Source organism: Rhizobium sp. SJZ105 (assembly GCF_007828365.1).
Classification (GTDB): Bacteria; Pseudomonadota; Alphaproteobacteria; order Rhizobiales; family Rhizobiaceae; genus Agrobacterium; species Agrobacterium tumefaciens.
Window position 1 is genome coordinate 145,628 of the sequence record NZ_VIUP01000007.1, and the last position, 21,857, is coordinate 167,484.

Genomic DNA, 21,857 nt, shown 5'->3' on the forward strand with positions numbered 1-21,857 from the left:
CAAACGCTGGAGTCTCTTCATGAGCCAGTCCAAACAAGCGAGCATCCTTGATTCTCGCATTCTCGTTCCGGCAATTGCCGACGCATTCAAAAAGCTCAATCCGCGCACGCTTGCGCGCAATCCGGTCATGTTTGTCGTGGCAACGGTATCGGTGCTGACTACCGTGCTGTTCGTTCGCGATCTCATCATCGGCAATGCAAATCTCGGCTTTTCCTTCCAGATCAATCTATGGCTTTGGTTCACCGTTCTCTTCGCCAATTTCGCCGAGGCCGTAGCCGAAGGGCGCGGCAAGGCGCAGGCGGATTCGCTGCGGAAAACCCGCACGGAAACCCAGGCGAAACTTCTGACCGGTGATGATCGTAGCCAATATACGATGGTAGCCGGCGCTGGCCTCAAGGTGAACGATGTCGTTCTCGTCGAGGCTGGCGACATCATTCCGTCCGACGGTGAAGTCATCGAAGGTGTTGCCTCAGTCAATGAAGCGGCAATAACGGGCGAATCCGCCCCTGTTATCCGCGAATCCGGCGGCGATCGCTCGGCTGTCACCGGTGGTACGCAGGTGCTGTCGGACTGGATAAGGGTTCGCATCACCGCTGCTGCCGGCTCCACCTTCCTCGACCGGATGATTTCGCTCGTTGAAGGCGCCGAGCGCCAGAAGACGCCGAACGAAATCGCGCTCAACATTCTGCTTGCGGGCATGACGCTCATCTTCGTTCTGGCCACCGCGACCATTCCGAGCTTTGCGGCCTATGCCGGTGGCTCCATCCCGATCATCGTGCTGGTGGCGCTGTTTGTGACGCTCATCCCGACGACCATCGGCGCTCTCTTGTCGGCGATCGGCATTGCCGGCATGGACAGGCTGGTGCGTTTCAACGTGCTTGCCATGTCCGGCCGCGCGGTGGAAGCCGCCGGCGACGTCGACACGCTGCTGCTCGACAAGACCGGCACGATAACGCTCGGCAACCGCCAGGCAACCGAATTCCGCCCCGTCACCGGTGTTTCCGAACAGGAACTGGCCGATGCGGCGCAGCTTGCATCGCTTGCCGACGAAACGCCGGAAGGCCGTTCCATCGTCGTTCTCGCCAAGGAAAAATACGGCATCCGTGCCCGCGACATGCAGAAACTGCACGCCACTTTCGTGCCCTTCACCGCCCAGACCCGCATGAGCGGTGTGGATTTCGAAGGCTCTTCCATTCGCAAGGGGGCTGTCGATGCCGTTCTTTCCTATGTCGATGGCGGTGTTACGCAGCAAGGCAATACGGCGCTTGCCGTTAAAACCGAAACGGATGTAACGCGCGACATCCGCACGATCGCGGAAGAGATAGCCAAGACAGGCGGCACACCGCTTGCCGTCGTGCGCGACGGAAAGCTGCTCGGCGTCGTGCAGCTGAAGGATATCGTCAAGGGCGGCATTCGCGAGCGCTTCGCCGAACTTCGCCGCATGGGCATCCGCACGGTGATGATCACCGGCGACAATCCCATGACGGCCGCTGCCATCGCGGCGGAAGCAGGGGTGGACGATTTCCTCGCCCAGGCGACCCCGGAAAACAAGCTGGAGCTTATCCGCGAGGAACAGGCCAAGGGCAAGCTCGTCGCCATGTGCGGTGACGGCACGAACGATGCGCCCGCACTGGCGCAGGCCGATGTGGGTGTCGCCATGAACACCGGCACGGTCGCAGCGCGCGAGGCTGGCAACATGGTCGATCTCGACAGCGATCCGACCAAGCTCATCGAAATCGTCGAAATCGGCAAGCAATTGCTGATGACGCGCGGCGCGCTAACCACATTCTCCATCGCCAACGACATCGCCAAATATTTCGCCATCATCCCGGCAATGTTCCTGGCCTTCTATCCGCAGCTTGGCGTGCTGAATGTCATGGGTCTTTCGACACCGCAAAGTGCGATCCTGTCTGCCATCATCTTCAACGCGCTCATCATCATCGCGCTCATCCCGCTCTCGCTGAAGGGCGTCAAATACCGCCCGATCGGGGCCGGGGCGCTGCTGTCGCGCAATCTGGTCATCTATGGTCTGGGCGGCATTATCGTGCCCTTCATCGGCATCAAGGCCATTGACCTCGCCATTACGGCGCTTGGTCTCGCCTGAGGAGTATGGAAATGTTGAAACAGCTACGTCCCGCACTGGTGCTGATCCTTGCCACCACCGCAATCACCGGCCTTGCCTATCCTCTTGGAATGACGGGCCTTGCACAGGCTATCTTTCCCTTCCAGGCAAATGGCAGTCTGATCGAGAAGAATGGGACTGTTGTCGGGTCGCAATTGATAGGGCAGGCCTTCACCGGCGAGAAATATTTCCACGGCAGGCCGTCAGCTGCCGGCGACGGCTACAATGCCGCGTCGTCTTCCGGCTCCAACCTGGGACCGACGAGCGCAAAGCTTATCGACCGGGTGAAGCAGGACTACGAGGCTGCTAAAGCCGAAAATTCGGCAGCCGAGGTTCCCATTGATCTGGTGACGGCATCGGGCAGCGGTCTTGACCCGCATGTGTCGCCTGAGGCCGCCTATTTTCAGGTCTCGCGTGTCGCCAAGGCAAGGGGCATGAACGAAGCGTCACTGCGCGCCGTCGTCGACGCCCATGTGGAGGCGCCTGAATTGGGCTTCATGGGCGAGCCCGTTGTAAATGTGCTGGCTCTCAACATGGCTCTTGACGCAGCCGGCTCATGAACTGAAATGGCTATGGCTTCTTTGGAAGCCATAGCTTGTCCACTGGTGAGTTAAATGCCTGACGATAATCGTGATATGCCGAGCAGACCATCGCCGGATGCGCTGCTTGAAAACGCCCGGCGCGAGGCGCGAGGGCGGCTGAAGATTTTTCTGGGCGCAGCTCCCGGTGTCGGCAAGACCTATGAAATGCTGATGTCTGGCCGGGCAAAACTCGCAGATGGTGTCGATACCATTATCGGTGTCGTGGAAACGCATGGCCGCAAGGAAACCGAAACACTTGTGCAGGGTTTCGAGATCATTGCGCGCCGGAACATTGATTATCGCGGCCAGTCGCTGAACGAGATGGATCTCGACGCCATTCTCGCCCGTCGACCGGCGCTGGTTCTGGTCGATGAGCTGGCCCACACCAATGCGGCCGGCAGCCGGCATCCCAAGCGCTATATGGATGTTCAGGAAATTCTCGCGCAGGGCATCGATGTCTATACGACATTGAACATTCAGCATGTGGAAAGCCTGAACGATGTGGTGGCGCAGATCACCCGTATCCGCGTGCGCGAAACGGTGCCGGACAGCATCATTGACCGGGCTGACGATGTTGAGATCATCGATATCACCCCCGACGATCTGATCAAGCGCCTGCAGGACGGCAAGGTCTATATGCCCCGCACCGCGCGGCGCGCCATCGAGAACTATTTTTCGCGCGGCAATCTGACGGCCCTGCGCGAGCTTGCGCTACGGCGCACAGCGCAACGGGTGGACGAGCAATTGCTCAACCACATGCAGTCGCACGCCATCTCCGGGCCGTGGGCTGCGGGAGACCGTGTTCTGGTCTGTCTGGACCACGGCGGCAACGGCCCCGGTCTGGTGCGTTATGCCCGTAGGCAGGCCGATCGCCTGCGCGCGCCGTGGACGGCACTGCATCTGGACACGCCTCGCTCTCAGCAATTGTCGGAGGCGGAGAAGGATCGGCTGGCCGGCACCATGCGGCTCGCGCAGCAGTTGGGCGGCGAGACAGTAACACTGCCGGCGCTCGACCTGACGCACGAAATCATATCCTATGCCAACGCCAATAACTTCACCCACATCATCATCGGCCGTCCCAGAAGGTCGTGGTGGCAGAGAATTCTGCAGCGTTCGCTGACGCATGATTTGATAGACCATGCCGGCGATATCAGCGTGCATGTCATTTCCGGCGACAAAAACGCGGAGAAGCCGGTCCAGACCGTGAAGCCGGCAACGGCTCAATCGCGGTTTTCGATACTGCCCTATCTCAACAGCACCCTGTTTGTCGGACTGGCAATCGTAGCCGGCATCGTACTTGACCAAGCCCTTGATGTTCAAAATCTGGCGCTGGTGTTCCTGATGGCGGTTTTTGCGGCGGCCGTGCGCGGAGGGCTGGGGCCTGGCCTTTATGCTTCCCTGCTTGGTGCCTTTGCGTTCAATTTTTTCTTTCTTGAACCGCGTTATACCCTGACTGTCCGCGATCCCGAAAGCGTTGTGGCGCTGCTGTTCTATCTCGGTGTGGCGCTTGTCGCCTCAAATCTGACTGCGGCGGTGCAGCGGCAGGCCGCAGCTGCACGGATGCGTGCGCGAACCACGGAAGATTTGTACCTTTTTTCCAAAAAACTCGCGGTTACCGGCACGCTGGATGACGTATTGTGGGCAACCGCGTTCCAGATGGCGTCGATGCTGAAAGTCAGGGTCGTCCTGCTTCTGCCCGAAAACAATTCGATCACCGTCAAGGCGGGCTATCCGCCCGATGACACGCTCGTGGATGCGGACATTGCGGCCGCTCACTGGGCCTGGGAACATAACAAGGCTGCAGGCCGGGGCGCCGATACGCTCCCGGGTGCCAAACGCCTTTATCTGCCGCTGCGCACCGGCAGCGGCGCCGTCGGGGTGGTGGGGCTGGACGACGACCGGCTTGGCCCGCTTTTCACACCTGAGCAGCAGCGGCTTTTCGATGCGCTGGCGGATCAGGCGGCACTTGCCATCGAGCGCATCCAGCTGGTTTCGGATGTCGATCGGGCAAGGCTTGCGGCGGAAACCGACCGGCTGCGCACCGCGCTTTTGACCTCCATCTCCCACGACCTGAAAACGCCACTCGCCGCCATTCTGGGTTCCGCCGGAACGCTGAAGGATTTCGCCGACGACATTCCGCTCGAGGCGCGCACCGAACTGCTTCTAACCATCGTCGAGGAATCCGAACGGCTGAACCGCTTCATTTCCAACCTGCTCGATATGACGAGGATCGGTTCGGGCGCGATGGAGCCGAATTACGGATTGCACTTTGTTGGCGATATGGTCGGAACAGCGCTTTCACGCGCGGCGAAAATAATTGTCAGGCACGAGATCGTTCTGGACATTCCCTCCGATCTGCCGATGCTGAAGGTCGATCCGGTGCTTTTTGAGCAGGTTCTGTTCAATCTGATCGACAATGCCGCCAAATACGCGCCCGAACAAACCCTAATCCAGATTCGCGGGTGGCGGCAGGGCAGACATGTCTTCCTGTCCGTTGCCGACGAGGGGCCGGGTATTCCCCCTGATGATACCGAGCGGGTGTTCGACAGTTTCTACCGTGTGCGCAAGGCGGACCATGTGCAGGCCGGGACCGGCCTCGGGCTCTCCATCTGCAAGGGGTTTATCGAGGCCATGGGTGGATCTATCCGCGCTGAAAACAGATCAGGTCGCACGGGCGCGCAATTTACCATAAGCCTGCCCGTTCCCGCCGAAGTGCCGGTGCTGAATCATGACTAGGGCTGAAGGAGATCGGCAATGACCAATTCCGCCGTTCGCATTCTGATCGTCGACGATGAACCGCCGATCCGCAAACTTTTGCGGGTCGGTCTCTCGACGCAGGACTATGCGGTCAGCGAGGCGATGAATGCCCGCGTCGCGATGGAGTTGATGAACGAGGACAAGCCCGATCTCGTGGTCCTTGATCTCGGTCTTCCGGATATGTCGGGACACGAGCTTCTGGAGAAATGGCGGGGCGAGGGACTTTCCCTACCCGTCATCATTCTTTCCAGCCGCACTGACGAGGCGGGTATCGTCAAGGCACTGGAGCTGGGTGCCGACGATTACATCACCAAGCCTTTCGGCATGAACGAGCTTGTTGCCCGCATTCGTGTCGCCCTGCGCCATCGCCTTCAGAGCCAGGGTGAGAGACCGGTGTTTCATACCGGCGATCTTTCGGTCGATCTCGTCAGACGCATCGTCAAGGTGGAGGACCGGGAGGTGAAACTCTCGCCCAAGGAATATGATATTCTGCGGGTCCTGGTCCAGCATGCGGGCAAGGTGCTGACGCACCGTTTCCTGCTGGAGCATGTGTGGGACGAGTTGACCGACGTGCAATATTTGCGCGTTTACGTACGCCAGCTTCGCCAGAAGATCGAAAAAATTCCGGATCAGCCGCGCTATATCCTTACGGAAACTGGTGTCGGCTACCGGCTGCAGGAGGTTTGAGGGCGCCGTTAAGAAACGGCGCCCCCGAATGTTTTGTCAGACGGCGGCGCAGATCGACAGGAATTCGTCGACATCAGCCTCGGTCGTTGCGAAGCTGGTGACCATGCGGATCAGCACCTCGTCCTTTCCGACCTTTTCCGGCATATCGCGGGGCACCAGCCAGTCGTAGAACTTCGCGCCTTTCTCCGTTGCCGCTTCAGCGGCGGCTTTCGGCAGAATGGCGAAAACCTCGTTTGCAGTGGTTGGCCATGCCAGACGGGCACTGTTAAGCGAGGCGAAGCCGGCCCGCAGCCGATTGGCCATGGCATTGGCGTGGCTTGCGAGACCCAACCAGAGATCGTCCTGCAGATAGGCTTCGAATTGTGCGGCGATGAAGCGCGACTTCGAAAAAAGCTGGGCGGTGCGCTTGCGCAGGAAGGCGAAGTCTTTGGCGAGCGCGGGGTCGAAAAACACGATCGCTTCCGCGCACCAGCAGCCGTTTTTCGTGCCACCGAAAGAGAGCACATCAACGCCGCGTTTCCAGGTCATTTCGGCGGGCGTGGTGCCGAGTGCGGCAAGCGCATTGGCAAAGCGCGCGCCGTCCATATGCAGCGGCAGGCCGTTCTCCTTGGCGATTTTGGCAATCGCGTCGATTTCATCGAGCGTATAGACAGTACCGGCCTCGGTTGCCTGTGTCATCGTAACCGCTGCGGCGCGTCCGTGATGAACGGCGTCCTGCGGATAGCGCGAAATGCGCTCGATCAGATTTTCCGGCAGCATTTTGCCGTTCGGTCCCTCGACGGCAACCATGCGCATGCCGGAGAAGAAATCCGGCGCTCCACATTCATCCTCGATCACATGGGCTTCGGAATGACAGAAGGTCAGGCCGCCGGGGCGGGCAATGCTTGCCAGCGAAAGAGAATTGGCCGCCGTACCTGTGGCGACGAAAAACACCGCCACTTCGCGTTCGAATATTTCATTGAAGCGCTTTTCTATGGAAAGGTCGAGGGCGCTGGTGCCATAGGCAGCCGCAAATCGGGTGGATTCCCGCGAAAGGCGCTCGTTGATGGCAGGGTGGGCGCCGGCCCAGTTGTCTGAGGCAAAAAACATCTCTGAAAGCTTTCCGATGGCTGTTGTGCTGGTGTTGGGAATGCGTTGACGATGATCCGCAAAGTTCTAGGACCTAACCTCGCGGTTGGCAAATCCGGCAATGAAAGCAACGGCCCGAAGCGTTTTGTGACAAGAAAGTTTCGCGCAATGGGTCAGTATCGAAACTTCGCTGCAAATCGGCACTGCGACTAATTGGATTCGCACCCTTGCTAAACCCGCGGGTTTCTGCCAAAATTCTCTCGAATTGAGACAGCTTTGCTGTCCTAAATTTGGTCGAGCCGGATTGAATGCGGATTTTTCGGAAAGCGAAATTCGTGTCGAGCCGGATCTTCGCATGAAACCATGCAAGTAATTTTGCAGGAGGGACGAAAATGACAAACAAGCTGCAGGCAGACAACGTCGCCGCAACCCTGACCACAGACTGTCCCACCGCGGCTGCGGCCGCACCCGTTTCTGCGAAGGGGCGTTTCGCGGGCGGCCTGCCGGAAAAGCAGGGTCTTTACGATCCGCGCAATGAGCACGATGCCTGCGGCGTCGGCTTTGTTGCCCATATGAAGGGTCAGAAGTCGCACCAGATCGTCAAGGACGGCCTGTTCATTCTTGAAAACCTGACGCATCGCGGTGCTGTCGGCGCTGATCCGCTGATGGGCGATGGTGCGGGCATTCTCGTGCAGATCCCCGACCGCTTTTTCCGCGAGGAAATGGCGAGCCAGGGTGTGACGCTGCCGAAAGCTGGCGAATATGCCGTTGGCCACATCTTCATGCCGCGCGATCCGTCCCGTATCGATCACTACAAGAAGGTCATTGTCGACGTGATCGGCGAGGAGGGACAGCAGTTCCTCGGCTTCCGCGACGTGCCAGTCGACAATTCTTCCCTTTCCAAGGCACCCGATATCGCTGGCACCGAACCGCACCATGTTCAGGTTTTCATCGGCGCCGGCCGCGATGCGGCGACCAATCATGACTTCGAGCGCAAGCTGTTCCTGATCCGCAAGGTTCTCTCCAACCGCATCTACGACGAGGGCGGCGGCAAGGAAACGCAGGATTTCTATCCCGTCTCGCTGTCCTCCTCCACCATCGTCTACAAGGGCATGTTCCTCGCCTATCAGGTTGGGGCCTATTACAAGGATCTGGCGGACCCGCGTTTCGAATCCGCGGTTGCGCTGGTGCACCAGCGTTTCTCCACCAACACCTTCCCGTCCTGGAAGCTCGCGCATCCCTATCGCATGGTCGCCCATAACGGCGAGATCAACACGCTGCGCGGCAACGTGAACTGGATGGCGGCGCGTCAGGCGTCTGTTTCGTCGGCGCTGTTCGGTGACGATATCTCCAAGCTCTGGCCGATTTCCTATGAAGGCCAGTCGGACACCGCCTGCTTCGACAACGCGCTCGAATTCCTCGTGCGCGGCGGTTACTCCATGGCCCATGCCGTGATGATGCTGATCCCGGAAGCCTGGTCGGGCAACTTGTCCATGTCGGCTGAACGCAAGGCTTTCTACGAATATCATGCCGCGCTTATGGAGCCGTGGGACGGCCCGGCCGCCGTTGCCTTCACCGATGGCAAGCAGATCGGCGCAACCCTCGACCGTAACGGTTTGCGCCCGGCGCGCTATCTCGTCACCGACGACGACCGCGTCATCATGGCGTCGGAAGCCGGCACGCTGCCGGTTCCGGAAGAACGCATCATCAAGAAGTGGCGTTTGCAGCCCGGCAAGATGCTGCTGATCGACATGGAAAAGGGCTCGATCATTTCCGACGAGGACGTGAAGCACGAGCTTGCTGCCAAGCACCCCTATCGCACCTGGCTAGACCGCACCCAGCTCATTCTTGAGGATCTGAAGCCGGTGGAGCCACGGGCGCTGCGGCGTGACGTGTCGTTGCTCGATCGCCAGCAGGCCTTCGGTTACACCAGCGAAGATACCAAGCTCCTGATGTCGCCGATGGCAACAACGGGCCAGGAAGCCATCGGCTCGATGGGTACCGATACGCCGATTTCGGCCATGTCGGACAAGTCCAAGCTGCTTTACACCTATTTCAAGCAGAACTTCGCGCAGGTGACCAACCCGCCGATCGATCCGATCCGCGAAGAACTGGTGATGAGCCTCGTTTCGTTCATTGGCCCACGCCCGAACCTTCTCGATCACGAGGGTGCGGCCCGTGCCAAGCGTCTGGAAGTGCGCCAGCCGATCCTCACCAATGGCGATCTGGAAAAGATCCGCTCCATCGGCCACACCGAAGACCGTTTCGATACCAAGACGCTCGACTTCACCTATGATGTGGAGCGCGGCGCCGAAGGCATGCCTGACATGCTCGACCGCCTGTGCGAGCGGGCTGAATCCGCTGTTCGCGGTGGTTACAACATCATCGTTCTGTCCGACCGCCAGCTCGGCCCGGACCGGATTGCGATCCCCGCGCTGCTGGCGACGGCTGCTGTGCATCACCACCTGATCCGCAAGGGTCTGCGCACCTCGGTCGGCCTCGTCGTTGAAACCGGCGAACCGCGCGAAATCCATCATTTCTGTCTGCTCGCTGGCTATGGCGCGGAGGCGATCAACCCCTACCTCGCCTTCGACACGCTGCTCGACATGCACAAGCACGGCGCCTTCCCGAAGGAAGTGTCGGACGACGAAGTCGTCTATCGCTACATCAAGGCGGTGGGTAAGGGCATCCTCAAGGTCATGTCCAAGATGGGCATTTCCACCTACCAGTCCTATTGCGGCGCGCAGATTTTCGACGCCATCGGCCTGTCGTCGGAATTCGTCGAGAAGTATTTCTTCGGCACCGCCACCTCCATCGAGGGCGTGGGTCTGACCGAGATCGCCGAAGAAACCGTAACGCGCCACACAGCGGCTTTCGGCAAGGATCCGATCCTTGCCAACACGCTCGATATCGGCGGCGAATATGCCTATCGCATGCGCGGCGAAAGCCACGCCTGGACGCCGGATGCCGTCGCCTCGCTGCAACACGCCGTGCGCGGCAACAGCCAGGAGCGCTACCGTGAATTTGCCGACATGGTGAATGAGACGGCGCTGCGCATGAACACCATTCGCGGCCTGTTCAAGGTCAAATCGGCGGAAGCGCTCGGCCGCAAGCCGGTTTCCATCGACGACGTCGAACCGGCGGTCGATATCGTCAAGCGCTTCTCGACTGGCGCCATGTCCTTCGGCTCGATCAGCCGCGAGGCGCATACCACGCTTGCGATTGCGATGAACCGCATCGGCGGCAAGTCCAACACCGGCGAAGGCGGCGAAGAATCCGACCGTTACATGCCGCTTCTGAACGGCAAGCCGAACCCCGAGCGTTCCGCCATCAAGCAGATCGCATCCGGCCGCTTTGGTGTTACGACGGAATATCTCGTCAATGCCGACATGTTGCAGATCAAGGTCGCGCAGGGTGCCAAGCCCGGCGAAGGCGGCCAGCTGCCCGGCCACAAGGTGGATGCCACGGTTGCAAAAACCCGTCACTCCACGCCGGGCGTCGGCCTCATTTCGCCGCCGCCACACCACGATATCTACTCCATCGAAGATCTGGCGCAGCTGATCTACGACCTGAAGAACGTCAACCCGGAAGCAGATGTTTCTGTGAAGCTCGTGTCGGAAGTGGGCGTTGGCACGGTTGCGGCGGGTGTCGCCAAGGCGCGCGCCGACCATATCACCATCGCCGGTTTCGATGGCGGCACCGGTGCTTCGCCGCTGACGTCGCTGAAGCATGCCGGTTCGCCTTGGGAAATCGGCCTTGCCGAAACCCAGCAGACGCTGGTGCTGAACGGCCTTCGTTCGCGCATCGCGCTGCAGGTGGATGGTGGTCTGAAGACCGGCCGCGACGTCATCATCGGCGCGCTGCTTGGTGCGGATGAATTCGGCTTTGCCACCGCGCCGCTGATTGCTGCGGGCTGCATCATGATGCGCAAGTGCCATCTGAACACCTGCCCCGTCGGCGTCGCAACGCAGGACCCGGTTCTGCGCAAGCGCTTCAAGGGCACGCCGGAACACGTCATCAACTACTTCTTCTTCGTGGCTGAAGAAGTGCGCGAAATACTCGCCTCGCTTGGCGTTACCAAGCTGGACGAGATCATCGGCGCTTCCGAACTTCTCGAAAAGGATGAGATGCTGGCGCACTGGAAGGCCAAGGGTCTGGATTTCAGCCGCATCTTCCACAAGGTAGAGGCTCCCAAGGAGGCAACTTTATGGACCGAGCGTCAGAAGCACCCGATCGACGATATTCTCGATCGCAAGCTGATCGAGAAGTCGCTACCGTCGCTGGAAAACCGCGAGCCTGTCGTTTTCGAAGTGCCGATCAAGAACGTCGACCGTTCCGCCGGTGCCATGCTGTCAGGCGCGCTTGCCAAGCGCTGGGGCCATAAGGGTCTGAAGGACGATACGATCCACGTGACGCTGCGCGGCACGGCTGGTCAGTCCTTCGGCGCGTTTCTCGCTCGCGGCATCACCTTCGATCTGGTGGGTGACGGCAACGACTATGTCGGCAAGGGTCTTTCGGGTGGCCGCATCATCGTGCGCCCGCCGGAAAACACCCGTATCGTCGCTGAAAACTCGATCATTGTCGGCAACACCGTTCTTTACGGCGCCATCACCGGCGAGTGCTATTTCCGTGGTGTTGCGGGTGAGCGCTTTGCAGTGCGCAACTCCGGCGCGGTCGCGGTTGTCGAAGGTGTCGGCGACCACGGTTGCGAATATATGACGGGCGGTATTGTCGTGGTGCTCGGCGAGACGGGCCGCAACTTCGCGGCCGGCATGTCCGGTGGCGTGGCTTACGTTCTCGACGAGAAGGGCGATTTCGCCACCCGCTGCAACATGGCCATGGTCGAGCTGGAGCCGGTTCCGGAAGAGGACGACATGCTCGAGAAGCTGCACCATCACGGTGGCGACCTCATGCACAAGGGACGCGTTGACGTATCCGAGGACATGACGCGTCACGACGAGGAGCGGCTCTACCAGCTGATTTCCAATCACTTCCACTACACCAACTCTGCACGCGCCAAGGATATACTCGACCGCTGGAGCGAGTTCCGTCCGAAATTCCGCAAGGTCATGCCGGTCGAATACCGTCGTGCGCTTGAGGAAATGGAGCGCATGCGTATGGGCGTCGCGGCGGAATAATCCGCCGCGTGGGGATACTACACCAACTGGTCTCGCTGATGATCGCGGTCGCCGTTCCCATGGTGATCTATTGGACAAGCGGCGAGACCGGATTTGAATTCATCGTATTGGGGGCGGCTTTCGGTTTCGCTTACTGGTACTGGGGCCTAACAGGCGCTCCGCTTTGATGTGAGGACATAAACGTGGGCAAGGTTACAGGTTTTCTTGAGATCGACCGGCAGGTGGGCAAGTATCAGCCCGCATCGGACCGTATCCGCCATTTCCGCGAATTCACCATTCCGATGTCGGATGCCGAGGTGCAGAAGCAGGCGGCGCGCTGCATGGATTGCGGCATTCCCTACTGTCACGGCCCGACGGGCTGTCCCGTGCACAACCAGATCCCCGACTGGAACGATCTGGTTTATAACAACAATTGGGAAGAGGCGATCCGCAACCTCCATTCCACCAACAACTTCCCGGAATTCACCGGCCGCGTCTGTCCGGCACCCTGCGAGGAAGCCTGCACGCTGAACCTCGAGGATGCACCGGTCGCCATCAAGACCGTGGAGCAGGCGATTGCCGACAAGGCCTACGAGCTGGGCTTTATCGTGCCGAAGCCGGCGACGATCCACACCGGCAAGAAGGTCGCCATCATCGGTTCCGGTCCTTCCGGCATGGCGGCAGCGCAGCAGCTTGGCCGCGCCGGTCATGAGGTCCACGTTTACGAGCGTGAATCAAAGCCCGGCGGTTTGCTGCGTTACGGTATTCCGGATTTCAAGATGGAGAAGAACTTCATCGACCGCCGTGTCGAGCAGATCAAGGGTGAAGGTGTTACCTTCCATTGCGGCGTCAACGTCGGCGTGGATGTAACGGTCGAAGCGCTTCTGGCTGATCACGATGCGGTTCTTTATTGCGGCGGTTCGGAAACTCCGCGCCCGGCTGGCATCGGTGGCGCCGATTTCAATGGCGTTTACGACGCCATGCCCTATCTCGTGCAGCAGAACCGCCGCGTTGGCCGCGAAAACATCGACAGCATCGGCTGGCCGGCCGATCCGATCCTCGCCGGCGGCAAGCATGTCGTCGTCGTCGGCGGTGGCGATACGGCGTCTGACTGCGTCGGCACGGCCTTCCGTCAGGGTGCGGTTAAAGTCACCCAGCTCGATATCCGCCCGATGCCGCCGGAAAAGGAAGACAAGCTTGCCGTATGGCCCTTCTGGGCAACGAAAATGCGCACCTCTTCTTCGCAGGCAGAAGGTGCCGTTCGCGAGTTCCAGGTTGCCACGCTTGAATTCGTCGGTGAAGACGGCGTTTTGACGGGTGTGAAGTGCTGTCAGGTGGACGACCGGCGCAAGCCCATTGCCGGTACGGAATTTATCATCAAGGCTGATCTCGCCTTCATCGCCATCGGTTTTTCCGGTCCTTTCACCGATAGCGTGCTGAAGGAAATGGATGGCAAGCTGTCGCTCAACACCGATCGTCGCGGCTCCACCAACGTGATCGCCAACGAAACGGACTACAAGACCTCGGTCGACAAGCTGTGGGCGGCGGGCGACGTTCGCCGTGGCCAGTCGCTGGTGGTCTGGGCAATCCGCGAAGGCCGTCAGGCCGCACGTGCGATCGACGAAGAGCTGATGGGCGCAACCGTCCTTCCGCGCTGAGCGAGTTGACGCGGCGCAAGCCGTCGTAACGAAAACAAAAAGGCCTGTTGTGTTTCACAACAGGCCTTTCGGTTGACTGGAGAACCGAAACGCGATGGAGGTGTCGCATGCAGGGGGACGGCAACATATCGCGCCTGAGAATTGCGATGACACTACGTGCTTCCGAAGACGGGGTTCGTGTCAGCAATAGGGAAGGCTGATACGGAAGGAGGCGCCGCCGGATGAGGAATCACTGATGGTGATCTCCCCTCCATGGTAGCGGACGATTTCCTGCACGAGATTGAGACCGAGCCCGGTACCGCGATCCTTCGGTATCAACCGGTGAAATGCGTCAAACACGGCTTCCCGGTCCTCTTCGGGAATTCCGTTGCCTTGGTCGGATATGTCGATCACGCGGTTGGCCCCCACTTTTATGGTGATCGTTCCGCGATTGCCGCCATGTTCGATGGCGTTTTGCACGACGTTCATCAGGGCGCGTTGCAGCGAGGCGTCATCGGCAAGGGCGAGGATCGGCTCTTCGTCCGGCTCGAACGAAAGTTCGTAGCCTTGAGAGATTGCAAGCGGCGCCATATCAGCGACGACAGACCGGCAGAGGCCAACAAGATCTAGTGGAATAAGCGGCGCCTTTTGCCCGCCAAGTCGTTGCAGATCGAGCAACTGTTCGGCAAGCACGGCGAGACGGCTGGCATCGGCTAATATCCGGCTCCGGTCCGGTCCGTCCAGCAACGTTTCGACACGGGTCTGGAGAATGGCGACAGGGGTCCGCAATTCATGGGCGGCGTCGAGAATGAAGCGCTTGTGCCGCTCGTAACCATCGTCCAGCCGTTTCAGCGCGCCGTTGACGGCATGCACGAGCGGCTGCACCTCCCATGGAATATCGCCATCCGGCAATCGATATCCGCGCTTGTCGATGTCGATGCTTTCCGCCGTTCGCGCAATTGCGGAAAGTGCGAAAAATTCCCGACGGATGATCCATGGAATGGTCACGATTGTCACAATGGACATGATAAGGAGGATCGGCATGATCAGTATGTTGGAGAACAGCAGGACCGGGAATGCCATACTGAAGGCTCCGCCCTTGCCGACCATAACGAATTCGCCCGCCGGTCCCGATGCACGACGCACGACGGCGATTCGCAAGACAGCAAGATAGGAGTAGGACAATGCCGCATCGCGTACGTCCGACACTTTGACGTCGCTAAGCTGTTGATCCATGTTGCTAAAGGCCTCAGGCACCGGCCCACCCTGCACGATCTCACCTTTCTCGCTGACTGCAACGAACCAGAAACCGGGCATGCTGTCGCGCAGCTCGACAAATTCATTTGTTTCGTCAAGCATCAGCCGGCCATCCTTGTCACGCATGATGGCATTGGCTGTAATCTGGGCCGCTGCCGGGCTGAGAAGGGCGCTGCCCGAAGCGCCGCTGGACAGGTAAGCGACGAAGGCGGCAGTGACGATGAAAAGGCTGCCGATCTGGAAAAGCAGCAATTGAATGGTCAGGCGTCGCTTGAGCGATTTCCTTCCGGCCGATTTCATGAGGCCGCCCTCAGCAGATAACCGACGCCGCGAATACCGTGAACCTCCAGACCCGCATCCGCTGCCTGCAATTTGCGGCGCAGACGGGAGATATGGGAATCAAGCGCATTCGACTGGATTTCATCGTCGAAATTATAAACCGCCTCTTCCAGTACCGATCGCAGCACCGTTCTGCCCTGCCGACGCAACAGGGCTTCAAGGATCAGCAATTCGCGTCTGGTCAGGGGAATAAACTCTCCCTTGATGCGGACTTCGCGGGTTTCGAAGCAAAATTCCAGCTTGCCCAGTTTCGCCGTCATCGTCACGCTGCCGGCTGGCCGGCGCATCAGGGCGCGGATGCGAGCAAGGAGTTCCTCGACAGCGAAGGGCTTGGCCAGATAATCGTCCGCACCAAGGTTCAGGCCGTTCACCCGATCCGCAAGCGTGCCTTGCGCTGTCAGCACGATGACGGGCGGTGTGACGGGAAGCAGACGCAGATCTTCTATAAGCTGGATGCCATCGCCATCGGGCAATTGCCGGTCGAGTACGACAAGATCGTGAACACCGTCCATGATCGCATGCCGGGCAAGATCGAGCGTGCCGACATTGTCCACGATGATATCGAACCGGTGCAGGGCGGCGGAAAGGGCTGCTGCCATTTCGCGTTCGTCTTCAACAAGCAGCAGGCGCATGAATTGTTCTCGGCAGTGTCTGGCGTACGCCTTCCCGGAGAGGAAGGGGCGCGGGGGCATCGGATAAATATCACCGTGCAGTAAGACGCGGGCAGGGGAGGGCAATTGGCCGACCCCGCATTTGCTGCAAAGCTGAATTTATCCTGCCATTGCCGGGTTGCCTCAACATTACGCCGGTTCGAGCCGTAGCGACGGCGGAGAAGTGGCTACTGTCTGGCCTGAGCAGTATCCGGGACAATCCGGTAGTCATCGATACGACCCGCCGGTGCATCGGCCATCTCGCCCCGCTTGGTCAGCCGTTCGCGTGGCGATTCCACCACCGAGACACGTGCCGATACGGCCGTCGAAGGGACATCGCCAAGCAGCTTGTCACCGCCATCGAGGTTCGGATCGGTCAGGCTGATCGGCTGGGTGCGCACCTGTCCCGCGTCGATGCCAAGCGCGGGCAGGGAGGTGAGTGCAGGCAAATTGCTGCCGTCCAGTTTCACGAGGTCCGGTCCGGCGCTGTCGAGGTGCCTGCGCACGAATTTCTCGACGTAAAAAGCAAGCTTGCGTTTGCCGGCCTGCGTCATGCCGACGCCATCTGCCTCACGCAGACGGGCCTGCTGCCCGTTCATGTCGTAGCCGGTGATGACAAATTTACCGGCCTCGTCGACAAAGCCGTCCCAGACATCGACGAATTCGCCGCCGTATTTTTCGATATGGCTGCGATAAAGCCGGTTGAAGCCGACGAGATCGGCCGAGAGTGAGGTTGACTGGAAGGCCGGCAGGCCAACCCACAGCAGCGGCACCTTCGGGCGGCCGGCAAGGGTCAGAAGTTCATCGATCCGCCGCTCATATTCCTTGAACCAGACATCGGTGCCAAATTTTTCCCTGGTATCGCCGATCTGCATCTGCTGGCGATCGTTCGATCCCATCATGATGACGATGGTGGCGGGATTTGTTTCGGTTATGAACTGCGGCAGATTGGCGAACCAGTCGTAATAATCCGTGCGTACGAGGCCCGAAGAACCATTCGCGCGCACATCGACCGAAATTCCCGGAGAGCTGGCGAAGGCATTGACCAATTCTTCCCCCATGCCACCGGCCAGAAAATCACCGACGACCAGAACACGCCTGGCATTTTCAAGCTTGGCGGTCGGCTCCGGTTTTATGGTTCGCATTTGAACCACCGAAGGCGCTTTTCTTGCGGGTTGCGGACGGGTGACTGATTTTTCACGCGGGGCAGCCGGGAAATCCCGGCGACTGCGGGGCTGGTATTCGCGGCCGGGCGTGTCCTCCCGGCCCACGGGCCGGCCAAACAGCATTTCGAAAAGGGTGCGTCGCTGTTCCTGGGCGAAGGTTTGCGAAGGGACAAGCGGCGTGCACAAGACAGCACAAAGAATGATGGCGCAGATGCGCCAGCCCGTACTTGTGCTTTTCGCCGCAGGTTTCCTACTCATGACATCGATCCTTCCGGATGCTTCGGCGGCGTTGAAGACCGCCGCCGAATTCACCGGCATATTATCAATTCCGCAGTGCTCTCAGCAATCGCTGCGACGGCTGACCGTCGGTTTCGAGGCCCATGCGCGACTGGATGGCGCTGATCGCCGCCTTCGAGCCGGAGCCGAAATTGCCATCGACTTCGCCATCGTAATAGCCAAGTTCCTTCATGCGGGTCTGGAGTTCGAATTTTTCACGAATATCCAGCGTGCCGTCCGGACGCGGCCATTTCTGCTGCATGCCGCCATAACCGGCGATCTCGTCAGCAAGCAGGCCAACGGCCAGCGCATAGCTGTCGGATGCGTTGTATTTCTTGATGGTGAAGAAGTTTTTCATCATCAGGAAACCTGGACCATTTGCCCCACCCTGCAGTTTCAGCATGGCGCGATCGGAGCCGCGGGTGAAATTCTTGCCGTTCGGGCGGGCAAAGCCAAGCTTGGTCCATTCCGCAATGGACTTCGTCTGCCCCTCATAACGGGCGCCGCCACGCGGCACGGCTGTTTCGTAACCCCAGGTCCGGCCGGGTTCCCAGCCATTCTTGGCGAGTAGATTGGCGGCCGTCGCCAGCGCGTCCGGAACCGAGTGCCAGATGTCGCGCTTACCGTTGCCGTCCGCATCGACAGCATAGAGCAGGTAGCTGGTCGGAATGAACTGGGTATGGCCCATTGCCCCCGCCCAGGAACCCGTCAGCTGCTTGGGCGTGACATCGCCTGCCTGCAGGATTTTGAGTGCGGCGATCAATTGCGTGCGCGCGAACTTGGCGCGTTTGGGGTCGGAATAGGCGAGCGTGGCCAGTGCCTGCGGAATATTGTGCAGGCGCTCCGGCTTTTCGAGAACCGCGCCGTAATTCGATTCCATCGACCAGATGGCGAGAATGATATGTTTGTCGACGTTGAAGTTGCGCTCGATCCAGTTGAGCGTCGTCGCGTGCTTCATCTTCATCTCGCGGCCGATGCGCACCGTATAGGGGTTGACGCGGGAATCGAGATAATCCCAGATCTGGGTGGTGAATTCCGGCTGGAAGGTCGCCTTGCGCAGCGCATCCGGATCCGGCTCGCTGACACCAGCAAAGGCTTTCTGGTAGGTCGCCTTGCTAATGCCTTCTTTCGCGGCTGTTGCGTAGAACTGGTTGATCCACTGCTTGAACCCAGCATCGGCCCGGGCCGAGACGGGGGCCAGCGAGATCGCCAGACCTGCAACCATCATGCAGCCGAATTTGCGGACATTTGAAAGGATCATCTTTGTCATCGTCAGTCTTTCGTTCTCTCGAATATCATTTCGATTGCGAAAACGCATCGGGCGTCGTCATGCATAACAAAAGAATGTCAACAAATTCTTTACCATTAATAGATGGTAGCGTCACCCTTTACAAAACGTTGTTATTTTTGAAATAACAACACTGTGCGGGGATTGTGATCAAGTTTTATCTCTCAGGAGGGATATGTGGTAGAACATAAGAAAATTCGGAAGGCCGTATTTCCGGTCGCAGGTCTGGGTACGCGTTTCCTGCCCGCAACCAAGGCGGTTCCGAAAGAAATGCTCACTGTCGTTGACAAGCCGGTCATTCAATACGTCGTCGACGAGGCGGCGGAAGCGGGCATCGAGCATTTTGTATTTGTCACCGGCCGCGGCAAGGCGGTGATTGAAGATTATTTTGATATTCAATTTGAACTCGAACAAATGCTGCGCGAGCGCAACAAGAATGCCGAGCTTACATTGCTGGCCGGCCTTCTGCCCAAGGCGGGCACGGCAAGCTTCACGCGTCAGCAGGTGCCGCTTGGTCTTGGCCATGCGGTCTGGTGTGCGCGTGATATCGTCGGCGACGAACCTTTCGCCGTGCTGCTGCCTGATATGATCATGCATTCACAGAAAAGCTGCCTCAAGGGCATGGTCGAACTTTATGACCAGACCGCCGGCAACGTCATCGCGGTGCAGGAATGCGCTCCCGATCAGACGCATAAATACGGCATCGTCGGCGTGGGTAACGCCGTGGGCGAGGGTTTCAAGATCACTGAAATGGTCGAGAAGCCTGCCAAGGGTACGGCACCTTCGAATTTCTACATCAACGGTCGCTACATCCTTCAGCCTGAGATTTTCGACATTCTGGAAAATCAGGAACGGGGCGCCGGCAACGAAATCCAGCTGACGGACGGCATGTTGACGCTTGCCAAGTCCCAGGAATTCGCTGGCTATCATTTCCGCGGGCAGACGTTCGATTGCGGCGCCAAGGACGGTTTCATTCTTGCCAACGTTGCTTTCGCGCTCGAACGCGCTGACATCCGCCCCGCAATCGAGGAGCCGATCAAGGCTCTTATCGACGGACTGAAGTAATTTACCAACTGGACAACGGGATCCCGGCCTTCGCGCCGGGATTTCTGTTTGGGGCAACGTTATCGTTTCAGGACAAGCCCCGCGCCGACGCGCAGTTCGTTGCTGTCATAAATTGGCGTCCACTGATAACTAACGTCCGCCGTCAGATCGAGATAGCGGTTCAGCCCCCAGGTCAAGCCAGCGCCTGCGGTGTATTCCACGGCATCCTCGATATCGGAGGAGGGAAATGTCCGGTGCACGATCTGCCCGGTCAGCCGCGCGACCAGATTGCTGCGCAATTCATGGGTCAGCCCGGCATCCAGCCGATAGGAAATCCAGCCGCCCTGTGGTCCGCCGGCGAAATCCTCTATCGTCGTGCGCAGGCCAAGATTGACGTTGGTGCCGCGCTGCGGCGACCAGTTCAGTTCGCCGTCCAGTGTCAGCGCGCCGATGGAAGCGATGCGGTCGTCGTCATATTGTTTACGTAGATAGCCGATGGCGGCCTCGCCGCGGGTCTTCTCGCCAAGATCGACCTCGGCTCCAATTTTGGCGCCGTAGGAATTCGAGGACCGTGCGTAACCGGTATTGTCCAGGCGCCTGTCATATTTGGTCGTTCCCGCGTTCAATTCGAGGAACGGGATCAGGGCCGGTGACAATTCGTAGCCGATACGGCCGCGCAGGTTCGCGCCGTTCTGGTCGCGATCGCTAAGACTGATCGGCTGGCCGTTTATGCCCTTTGCATCCGTGTAGACCGTACGCGACAGATCGAGCGCCGCTAGCCCGCGCAGCTTGCCGAAATCCCGTTGGATCGATGCGCCGGTCGTGAAACGGTGTTCTCCGCCCTGCACGGCAGCGCCAGTCAAAGCGTTGGGGTCCGTAGTGCCTTCACGACTGAATTCGTAACCCGCCTTGAGATTAGCCGTCGTTTCTTCGCCGAGATCGAGGCGCAGATCGGCTTCTATCCGCGCCCTCGGCTCTTCACCATTCTTGCTGCCGAAATTTTTCTCCCAGGCTCCATCGCCTGTTACAGTCAGCGCATGGCGGGACCAGTCGCTGGTTAGTGTGCCGCGAATACCTGTCGTTAGGTAGTTACGTCTGGAAGGGCCGCCGGTGTTCGTCTGCTTTTCCGTATTGATCGTCTGGCTGATCGAAGGCCGCAGCAGGAATGTACCGAGCCGGATACCGGGGGTTTGTCCGGGTTCGGTGGCTCTTTGCGGGTTTTCACCGCCGTCTACCGTTGGCTCATATGGGTTTTCCGCGTCGGCATAAGGCTGGCCCGCTTCTTCCCGCTGTTCGGAAATCGGGTCGCCCGGATTATTCGAGGGGCGCCATAGTTGCTGTTGCGGTGCTGCTCGCACCATGCTTGCCTCGTTTTCAGTTGTCGTTGTGGGGTTCTCTGTCGGCGTTGCATCGCCGGATGGAACTGCGACCGGCAGCCGCGTGGCCGCTGTTTGCGCGAAAACAGTTCCCGGGGTGTAGAGAAGCGTACAGGCAAGCAGCAGCAGGGTTGCTGCTTTCCGCGACGTCGGCAGACGTGTGGCGGTGCCCTTCACAATCATTCCTCTTCACCCGGCGCATTTGGCCGATGTCGGATCGAAAGTTCGTCTCAGCATTTCCTGAAGCCGAATGAGCGGCAGACGGATGAAGTGGACGACCCAGAGACCAGACACGCGACGCAAGTTTTAATATCGCTTTAACAATAGGATTTTTATGGTTAACAGTTGATAAAGACCTCCCGGATTTCACCACATCTGTGGCTGCGGCAAAGCTGGGGGGCTTCCTAGTTCGATCTGGCCGCTTCGGCACCGCGACTGAAGAAAATTTGCCGAGATGCCCAATATTTCGAATATGATCAGATTTAAACGTTT

General features: G+C 59.2%; 14 protein-coding genes. 8 read left to right on the forward strand and 6 right to left on the reverse strand.

The genetic code is table 11. From position 1 onward, the window contains the following. The first annotated feature begins 19 nt into the window (after positions 1–19). Genes kdpB through FB593_RS19965 form a run of 4 tightly spaced genes read left to right on the forward strand, consistent with a single transcriptional unit; the run spans position 20 to position 6,147 of the window. On the forward strand, positions 20–2,104 hold the full coding sequence (kdpB, locus tag FB593_RS19950) for a potassium-transporting ATPase subunit KdpB (RefSeq protein WP_035199695.1): 2,085 nt from the start codon (positions 20–22) through the stop codon (positions 2,102–2,104). 11 nt (positions 2,105–2,115) lie between these two features. Next, a complete protein-coding gene (gene kdpC, locus FB593_RS19955) occupies positions 2,116–2,682 on the forward strand; it encodes a potassium-transporting ATPase subunit KdpC (RefSeq protein WP_025595364.1) in 567 nt (188 codons plus the stop codon). A gap of 54 nt (positions 2,683–2,736) precedes the next feature. Beyond that, on the forward strand, positions 2,737–5,439 hold the full coding sequence (locus tag FB593_RS19960) for a sensor histidine kinase (RefSeq protein ID WP_019564930.1): 2,703 nt from the start codon (positions 2,737–2,739) through the stop codon (positions 5,437–5,439). Positions 5,440–5,457: 18 nt separating this feature from the next. Continuing rightward, a complete protein-coding gene (locus tag FB593_RS19965; protein WP_003511468.1) occupies positions 5,458–6,147 on the forward strand; it encodes a response regulator transcription factor in 690 nt (229 codons plus the stop codon). Between the two features lie 36 nt (positions 6,148–6,183). On the opposite strand, the gene FB593_RS19970 is transcribed toward FB593_RS19965, so the two are convergent. Then, positions 6,184–7,236, reverse strand: coding sequence for a low specificity L-threonine aldolase (locus tag FB593_RS19970; RefSeq protein ID WP_019564929.1), 1,053 nt, complete (start codon positions 7,234–7,236; stop codon positions 6,184–6,186). Positions 7,237–7,607: 371 nt separating this feature from the next. On the opposite strand from FB593_RS19970, the gene gltB reads away from it, so the two are divergent. From gltB to FB593_RS19980, 3 genes are read left to right on the forward strand one after another with little or no spacing between them, the layout of a single operon-like run. After that, positions 7,608–12,353: a glutamate synthase large subunit gene (gene gltB, locus FB593_RS19975; RefSeq protein ID WP_065704450.1), complete on the forward strand. Its 4,746-nt coding sequence runs from the start codon at positions 7,608–7,610 to the stop codon at positions 12,351–12,353. 8 nt (positions 12,354–12,361) lie between these two features. Then, positions 12,362–12,520 (forward strand): hypothetical protein, encoded by a 159-nt coding sequence (locus tag FB593_RS27575; RefSeq protein WP_158006613.1) that lies wholly within the window; start codon positions 12,362–12,364, stop codon positions 12,518–12,520. 15 nt (positions 12,521–12,535) lie between these two features. Continuing rightward, a complete protein-coding gene (locus FB593_RS19980) occupies positions 12,536–13,990 on the forward strand; it encodes a glutamate synthase subunit beta (protein ID WP_003511464.1) in 1,455 nt (484 codons plus the stop codon). 180 nt (positions 13,991–14,170) lie between these two features. Here FB593_RS19980 and FB593_RS19985 read toward each other — a convergent pair whose 3' ends face one another. The 4 genes from FB593_RS19985 to FB593_RS20000 all read right to left on the reverse strand — a co-directional run bounded on the left by FB593_RS19985 (position 14,171) and on the right by FB593_RS20000 (position 18,927). Then, entirely contained in the window at positions 14,171–15,526 is a 1,356-nt protein-coding gene (locus tag FB593_RS19985; protein WP_145166859.1) for a sensor histidine kinase, read from the reverse strand. Next, positions 15,523–16,197 carry a response regulator transcription factor gene (locus tag FB593_RS19990; RefSeq protein ID WP_003511462.1) on the reverse strand — a complete coding sequence of 225 codons (675 nt, stop codon included), beginning with the start codon at positions 16,195–16,197 and terminating at the stop codon, positions 15,523–15,525. Before FB593_RS19990 ends, FB593_RS19985 begins: the two co-directional genes overlap by 4 nt. A 206-nt stretch (positions 16,198–16,403) precedes the next feature. Further along, positions 16,404–17,639: an SGNH family hydrolase gene (locus FB593_RS19995; RefSeq protein ID WP_035200604.1), complete on the reverse strand. Its 1,236-nt coding sequence runs from the start codon at positions 17,637–17,639 to the stop codon at positions 16,404–16,406. A 64-nt stretch (positions 17,640–17,703) separates the two neighbouring features. Then, positions 17,704–18,927, reverse strand: coding sequence for a lytic murein transglycosylase (locus FB593_RS20000; RefSeq protein WP_003511460.1), 1,224 nt, complete (start codon positions 18,925–18,927; stop codon positions 17,704–17,706). Between the two features lie 195 nt (positions 18,928–19,122). Here FB593_RS20000 and galU point away from each other — a divergent pair, with 195 nt between their 5' ends. Continuing rightward, on the forward strand, positions 19,123–20,010 hold the full coding sequence (gene galU / locus FB593_RS20005; RefSeq protein WP_003511458.1) for a UTP--glucose-1-phosphate uridylyltransferase GalU: 888 nt from the start codon (positions 19,123–19,125) through the stop codon (positions 20,008–20,010). Between the two features lie 59 nt (positions 20,011–20,069). Here galU and uppP read toward each other — a convergent pair whose 3' ends face one another. Further along, entirely contained in the window at positions 20,070–21,548 is a 1,479-nt protein-coding gene (uppP, locus tag FB593_RS20010; protein WP_111782979.1) for a polysaccharide biosynthesis protein UppP, read from the reverse strand. Between the last annotated feature and the right edge of the window lie 309 nt (positions 21,549–21,857).